Raw genomic sequence first — 8,175 nt, 5'->3', positions numbered from 1 at the left:
TAAATCTATTATTCTGACCTGTTTTTCATAATGAACGCGATCCCTGTCTTCTGCTAATCTCTTTTCCAGTTTCGATGTGAGATCATCAAAGTCTTTCATAACGGGGGCCTTGCTAAAGAAGTTGTAGCGGATATATCCCACCTTATTTTCAACATTCCCTTTTTCATGGCTGCTTCTGGGATTACACACTTGAACATCAAACCCATAATGGTTTTGAAATTGTATAAATGCATCTGTCAGTTGCGCCTCTTCCACCTTTGAACGGGTCTTCTTCACTGCCGGAGTCAAATTATCGATTCGGATTTTAAGAGGTACTCCTCCGGATTGACGAAAGAGCTCTTTTAATCCATGAAGGAAGCATTCTTGATTTTCTGACGGCAAAGGTACGGAAAATCCAGCATTGCTGTGAGGGTAGGACATCACCAAAGCTCTGATATCAACAAGCTCTCCATCTTGTACAGCCTCCATCACGCCGAAGTCAACTTGGGCTTCAGCTGGAGGATGAGTCAGCCTTTCAAAGCCCCGATCCTTTTCATCCTGATGGGTATTCTCCCAATCTTCGATAAAGTAACAGACTGTTCTATAGGACCCTTTGAACCCGTGATTTTGTAATTCCTCAAACAACTGTTTCTTAGTCCTACGGGACTTTTTCTTTAGTTTGGAATCCTCCGATAACCAATCAGTAACCATCTCCCCCCATTGACCTTCATACATCATTCCTTTCCTTTCTCGTATTTTTGATGCAGGTAGTTGATCTCCATCTGCGTATTTTTTGGCTGTTCGCCAGTTGATTTTTAGTGTCTGTTTTATTTTGTTTACTGATAATCCTTTTTCGTTTCGTAATTTCTTGATACAATTAATATCGGACATTGTTAGCATCCCTTCTAAACCTCCACTAAATTGATTCGACACCAATTACAGTAGAGGGAAATTTGGGGACTGGCAAGTCCTTTTTTTATGCCACTAAATAAAGTGCAGGACTCTGCAGTTTCTCCTTGCAAAGTTCTGCACTTTTATTTTGCAATAAACATGATATAACAGGGTTTTGAAGCCCTAATTACATCATGCCGCCCATTCATTTTTATTTATAATAGAAAGAAATAGTGTATAAAAAACCGCATTACATCAACATTTACAAATTATTTGATTCTATTTTTTTAATGGATTATAAAACATCGGAGGACAAATAGGAGGACAAAATAGGATAAATTCAGATGTAACCATATAAAGCCCTTCTAGATTGAGTGGGGCTTTTTCTCTTCAAACAGACAATCCTTCTTCAACTTCTCTTCCTATATTCAAGTACGATATTTCATAACCTTTCTTGTGAAAACAGTAAACATCTACGATATGCCTTTAAGTTTGGTTGTTACTATTGTAATATTCTTTTATTTCACTAATTGATTTAATTTTCTTAGTTTGAATTAACCACGAAATTTCTGGAATTTCTAGGTCACTTATTTCTCTAACATCAATTGAAAAGGGTACAATCATGCAAGGCTCATCAGTTAATACAGAATATTCCCTCATCAGGATATTTTTCCATTTTTTAAAACCTTGTAAACCTTTATAAGAATTCTCATAAAGAGAAACTAACCACAATCCCTGGAATTTATTGAATTCAGGATATGTAATAGGGCCCTTTTTTCGTAAGTTATTCGCTCTCTCCTCTGAAGAATGAAATATCGATGCTGGTATATGTGCTGACCAATCTCTTGAGGTAGTGAGAGAGTTTAATTCTGCCTGTTCTTCATCACTTAAATCTAAAAGTTTTATATTTTGCTTTCTTGCGGCTTTTCTATAATTTTGATATGAAGTTCCTAAATCTGCTTGGTCTCCAAAAGCATTAAGGAGGTAGTTAGATGTAAATAAAAGCCTGCCTCTGAAATCTTCATAAACTTTTGGAGAAATTACACGCTTTGGTCTTTCAATTAATTTATGCTCTTCTATATACAATTCAAGTTCTTTAACCTGTTCTTCGTATTTATTTATATTTTTATGAACTAGTAATATAAGCTCTCTTAAGTAATAAATAAAATCTTCTTCACTTGAAAATTTAAATTGTTTAAGTGTCAATTATATTACCTCCTTTGTTAAAAATGAAACTCTTATTTTTATTCTAACAATAATCGACACATCCCCCCAAAAAATCAATTTAATTATATTTTAGGAGAATATACAATTATGCCTTTTCCTATCAATACTATGGTTTTATGAATAAACAAAGAAGGTATCCCAATTAATGAAATACCTAATAATATTTTTCCTACAAAAATTTAAAAAGTCACTCGAACCAACAAAACAGGAGCACACAGTCTCCTTAATAAATAATAGCCGTATCTCGAGTCAGACAGTCAGGGGTAAACTATGCTGTAACTATATAATGCACCATGTTTTGATCACATCTAATCGTAAAGATTAACCATCATCACGATCTCATTTATTACTTCTTGTAATTCTTCAAGTGTAACAACAAACCACTCTTTAGGAACTAACATTTTTCCGTTTGCTCCTAGAATGGAAACATCCAAATTATTATTTGCTAGTGCATGATGAATTGCGGTTTCAAATTTGCTGCCGTTCATATTGAACACTTGATAAGTAGTTACGATTTCAACCGGTGCATAGAGATAAGTTGATTCATTCTCCGCGTTCCTAATCCTATTTTCTACTGAACCTGTCGTAAAACCAATCTTGTATAAGTTCTTAATTGAAGTAATTTGCGGATCGGTACTCAGCGATTTTAGCACATAGATATAGCCTGTCGACACATCGTCTTCTCTAACATTCTCCAATAATGTTTCTTCATTGTCAGTTACACGCCTTCCATGCTTATATAGTTCAGCAGATAGCGAACGAAGTAACATATCTGATTCTGTTCCATTTTCAAAAATACACCGAAGCCGAGCATTGACTTTTCCCTTAATCTTTTTACGCTCCCCCACAGTTTCAACATAAAGGAGTACTCCTTTTAATATATAGAAACTATTTGGTTGAATATCCTGTTCATTTTTGAAACGTACAATTTTTCGTTTACCCTCTGTAATTTCCCTATGACACTTTTTAAATAGCTCCTCATATCTCCCAAAGTCCCCCAACTTTTTCCTTTTTGCAACGTACTCAGGCATTGTGGTAACCTTTTGAAGCGAACTTGTATCGAAAATCGAAATAGCTGTATCGTTAATCTTACTATCTCCTAGCAATTCTGATGAACCGCTGCTTAGGATATCATCAATAGAAGAAATTTTAGGAGTTATGATTTCCTTTTGATTCTTCTCCAATAATCCAATTTCATCATACTTTTTTAAATGTTCCATACGCTCAGGGTCTTTGCGAATTCCAATTAACCGACTTGCTAGACTTCTTTCAGTTAAATCGGTAGGAACTTTATATGGTTCACGTCCATTTTCTTTAACAAAATCAACAATCTCTAAAAACTTTTCAACTTCATGGTCATACTGAACTTTCGGAGACTTCCTAGGAGGTGTTGTGATTTCTGTAAATAGTAAACTATCCATGATTTCATCAATGGAACGGTATCTATTTGCCATTTTCGCGTTTCCTCCTAAGCTCTTGCATATAAATTACAGCTTCACCCATTCGTTTTTCTATCGGATCATCAGATTTTGGATCAGGTCGCCTTCCTGTTGATTGGTAAAATTCCTCAACCTTAGGCCAAATAAAGACTAATTCATCCTCATCAAATGTAATGCGTTTTGCATCAATAGATTCCTGAATCAGTTTTAAAACTGGCGAGTTCAACTCTTTCGATAGGACCTCGAATGCTTTTTGGAATGGATTGATTGAATCAATTAGGTTAATGTCTAAGTCCTCAATATTTATAAATTTATCCGCCATTCGAATAAATTCTTTGCTACCTATAACTTCTGACTTTGCACCTTTCATCACAGTATCTAATACAACATGTTGCCTAACTTCCTCAATTTCATCATCTGACAAGTTAGGATAAACTTTTTGAATTACTTTAGGAATCAAGACTTTGTTCAAAACTTTAGGATCGACTTCTCCAGTAAAGGTTTTTTGGACCTGTGAATCTTGCATGATTTTTGCCTTTAGATCATTAATATCATTTTCGATAATCTTTCTCACATTTTCAGTTGACGGCTCTTTCAAACCCTTAACGAACAATTCACCTGTCGCAGAAGACTTGTCGCTATCACTTTTTCTGCGCTTAAATTTAAAGTCAGGTGTAAGAACCTGCTCCATTAATAATGATGCAGAAATTGCTTTAAGCATTGTATTCACCGTATATGTTACTACTTCGTCCTTTGCGTCAGGTTGTGCAATAAGGTTGGTAAATTGAGCATAGGTTTTATTGTAACTATCACGAGTACAACGCCCAATAATTTGCACGATTTCTGTAAGTGAGCCCCGATAACCAACTGTCAAAGTATGTTCACAAAATGGCCAGTCAAAGCCCTCTTTCGCCATACCAAGCGCAATAATAATATCTAAATCATCTAACTCCTTAACATTGCGTAGATACTCAACGACTTTTTCCCGTCCAGCTTGGTCGTCTACTAAGTCGGCAATCTTCAGTATTTTCCCGTCAGAATGTCGCTTAATAAAAATGATACCAGTTTCTTCATCTTGATAAACAACTTCACCAATCAAATCAAGAATCTGATTTACTTCATCGTATTTATCCTTTGTCGATTCACCTGAATTTACATTTGGAATATGAACAATTGTCTTAAGATTCGTATCCAGGACTTCATCAATCGCTGACGTATACTTTCCCTGATAAAAATGATATCCAATCCCAAAACCTTTTAGATAATCGTAACCATCAAGCTGTTCATAATATGAATAGGTTACTTTATCGAACAATTCTTCATCTTCTGGTAAAAGAATAGGTACAGAATCCCCGCGGAAATATGAGCCAGTCATCGCAACAATGTGTACTGATGAATTACGAATGATACTACGGAGCAATTCCCCTAATCGAGAATTATTATCTGCTGAAACATGATGAAATTCATCAATCGCAAGCAAACAGTTATCAAATGCTTTATCATCTATTTTTTCAAACGCAAATCGTAATGTAGCATGGGTACAGATCAACACTTTGTCATCAGATTCCATGAAACGAACAAAAGCATTAACTTTTGAACTATCTCCACCAGCAGTCGTTAAGTTATTTCTAGCATCAACATTCCAATCTGCAAAGAAACCATAACTCTTCAAATCAGTATTTTTAAACGAAGAGCCGATGGATCGTTCAGGTACAGCTACAATCACTTTCTTCAAACCTTGGTTAATGAGCTTGTCCAAGCCGATAAACATTAAAGCCCGAGATTTACCTGACGCTGGTGGTGCTTTGACTAAAAGGTATTGTGAATTACGTTTCTGGAACGCTCGTGCTTGCATTTCACGCATACCGTATTTATTTGTTTTTTTGCTTTTTCCAGTTTGATTGTAATTAATTTCAACTATATTTTCCATACTGCCACCTTACCGTTCTCTCATTTCTTGGTACATTTTAAGCAATACTTCTAGACGTTCCTTATCGGATTCAAAACCTTTTTGGCGGTATACCCTATCTACTATTCCGTCTAATTTTTCATGGGCTAGCTTTAAATCTGCTGGCATTGTTTTAGAATTATATAGGTCTGCTAATGTACCACCCAGCTCTTCACGAAGATCAAGAATTTCAAAAGTGACTTCTTCAATTTCATTTTTTCGCCGTGTGGATAATTCAGGAACAGGAAATGTGTTGTAACATAACCCAGCAGTGTATCTATAATCACTTTTTATTCTACCAGCAACCGCTTTTACCCAAGCCATGTGCATTCGTGAAAGCAAAATGCCTAAAAGATAAATATCTGCCCCATAAATCACAAAATTTGCGTTTGATAAAACAATATCTGCATTAGCTAATCCCATTGGAATATAGGTTCTATTTTCAGAAGAATGGGATGGAACAACAATAGCAGTTAAGTCTTGGTGTCTAACTTCACCAAAAGAATAAGGTTTCTCAGCTAATTTTTTTGTTGATGCACGCTTACTATTAAGCCTTGTCTCCCTAACTTTTTCAATCCTTTGCTTAATTGAAGGATATTTTATTGCTTCAGCGACCTCATTAGGCTCAATCCATATACAATATCGATAGTCCCCATTAATGAATTCTTCTGAACCAACAAATTTTCGTAAATATTTTTCTGCACCTGGATTTTTTAAAAGAAATTCAGGATATTCCTCTCTTGTCAGAAGCAAATGCCCACCATCATTAGGCATGCTTCCAAAAGTTAGCTTAGGTAAATTACTTATAGAATCTTTAGTAGAATACACTAAGACATTCGAACCTTGAGTTAGATATGGTGTTATGTTATCAACCAATTGAACTGAATCCTCTAAAAAGAGGCTTTTCTTTTTATTGATAATATCTTTTGCATTTAATCCAATAACAACAACTATAACTCCAGCATTATTTTTTGCATTGTTATTCCACTTAAACGACGTATGTGCAAAAGAGATTTCTACCCCTTGTTCAAAAAGCGAAGGCCATAATATTGAAACTTGTTCACCTTGAGAAATACTATTAGTAGATACAAATGCAAGCTGTGCTTTAGATTTAGAAATGTATTGACTCCCTAGGTAAAACCATCCTGAAATATAATCAAGCATTTTATAATTTTTTATATCTGAAAATATCGATTCTAAATCTTGCTTATGTTCCATATTCTGTCGCTTTGCTCCTAAATACGGGGGATTACCAAATATATACACTTCTCCATCTTTACTATGAGGACAAACTTCATTCCAGTCCACACGTAATGCATTAGCACAGAGTATTTCACCAGCGGATTGAAGCGGGAGAGTAGCACGAACCTTATCGTTAAAGATTTCTTCTAGCTCCATATTCATTTGATGTTCAGCAATCCAAAGCGATAACTTCGCAACATCGTGCGCAAAATCGTCAATCTCAATTCCATAAAATTGATCAAGTGTGACTGACGGGAGATACATGATATATTCTGACAATTCCCTCTGTCTTAACAGGATTTTGATTTCTAGACGCCTTAGTTCTTTATAGGTAATAATTAAGAAGTTTCCTGAACCGCACGCTGGATCAAAAAATTTGATTTTTCCAATTCTCTCATAAAGTAGGTTCAGTTTATCCATGCTGTTATACGACTTTTCAAATTCATCATACAAGTCGTCTAAGAACAATGGTTTAATTACTTTCATTATATTTGGAACACTTGTATAGTGCATACCTAAATGACTGCGACTTTCATCCGATGCCACAGCTTGAATCATTGAACCAAAAATGTCTGGATTAATTTTGGCCCAGTTTAACAATTCACCACACTCAAGGATTAGTTTTCTGGATTTTGTTGAAAACTTTAAATCTTCGTGCGGTTCGGTAAACAACTGTCCGTTTACATAAGGAAATTCTTTTAGATAAAATGGAACATCATCTCTTTCAGTCTTATCCAACACACCAAACAAGTCAGTAAAGAATTTATTTAGATCTGATCCATTTTCTTCAGTCAATGTCTTAATTGCATTTGTAAAACTTTTGCTAATAAAAATATCGGTATCTTCTGCAAATAAACAGAACAGCAAGCGAATAAGAAATAGATCTAACCCTTTATTATTGTCAGTGATTTTGTTTTCTTTGCGAAGTACATCATATAGGCGTGCAAACCGTTCAGCTGCTTTAATATCTGCTGGGTTTTCTTTTTCAAAGTCGACTTTTTCAATACCTTTCCAAGCAAGGAAAAAATCGAAATGTTTAGGTAGCTCCTCAAACTTAATATCTAGAGCTTCTTGTGTTTTTGTATCTTTCGCTAGTATTCCATCAAAGTCAGTCACCAATAGGTAACGTGGCTTAGCTGAAAGAGCATCAACCTGTTGTTCTACTTCAACAAATCCTTCAAAAAGCATACCTTTCCTAGCTTCCTTAAACCACACCTTATTCTTTAAGTGAACTTCACCAGCTCGCTTCGTAAGGTTCTGATTTCCGTTCTTCAAACGTGTAATTGTAGCTCGTGGAATATCATAAACATCGAGTAATTCGTACAAGAAATCCGAGTGTTCTTCCTGATTCACTATTTCAACAATTTTATCTTCTAAATCAATAATCGCCATTTCATTTTCCTCCGACAATACTTTAATTCTTTGATGACTGTTAACGAATCCTTAACA

At 35.2% G+C, this 8,175-nt stretch carries 5 protein-coding genes; all 5 read right to left on the bottom strand.

The annotated features are described in order from the left end of the window. A partial coding sequence (gene istA, locus BQ5796_RS15945; protein WP_428839323.1) for an IS21 family transposase occupies positions 1-870 on the bottom strand: 870 nt, incomplete at its 3' end. A gap of 486 nt (positions 871-1,356) precedes the next feature. Beyond that, complete coding sequence (locus tag BQ5796_RS15940; RefSeq protein WP_071461367.1) at positions 1,357-2,076, bottom strand: hypothetical protein; 720 nt, start codon at positions 2,074-2,076, stop codon at positions 1,357-1,359. A gap of 329 nt (positions 2,077-2,405) precedes the next feature. Beyond that, complete coding sequence (locus BQ5796_RS15935; protein WP_071461366.1) at positions 2,406-3,551, bottom strand: GIY-YIG nuclease family protein; 1,146 nt, start codon at positions 3,549-3,551, stop codon at positions 2,406-2,408. Further along, positions 3,541-5,466 (bottom strand): DEAD/DEAH box helicase, encoded by a 1,926-nt coding sequence (locus BQ5796_RS15930; protein WP_071461365.1) that lies wholly within the window; start codon positions 5,464-5,466, stop codon positions 3,541-3,543. Before BQ5796_RS15930 ends, BQ5796_RS15935 begins: the two co-directional genes overlap by 11 nt. A 9-nt stretch (positions 5,467-5,475) precedes the next feature. Then, positions 5,476-8,118: a class I SAM-dependent DNA methyltransferase gene (locus tag BQ5796_RS15925; RefSeq protein WP_071461364.1), complete on the bottom strand. Its 2,643-nt coding sequence runs from the start codon at positions 8,116-8,118 to the stop codon at positions 5,476-5,478. Positions 8,119-8,175: the final 57 nt, after the last annotated feature.

The organism is Bacillus massilinigeriensis (genome assembly GCF_900111815.1).
Lineage (GTDB): Bacteria > Bacillota > Bacilli > Bacillales > Cytobacillaceae > Mesobacillus_C > Mesobacillus_C mediterraneensis.
Note: the sequence above shows the minus strand (reverse complement) of the source record. Positions and strands in the feature narration are given on the sequence as shown.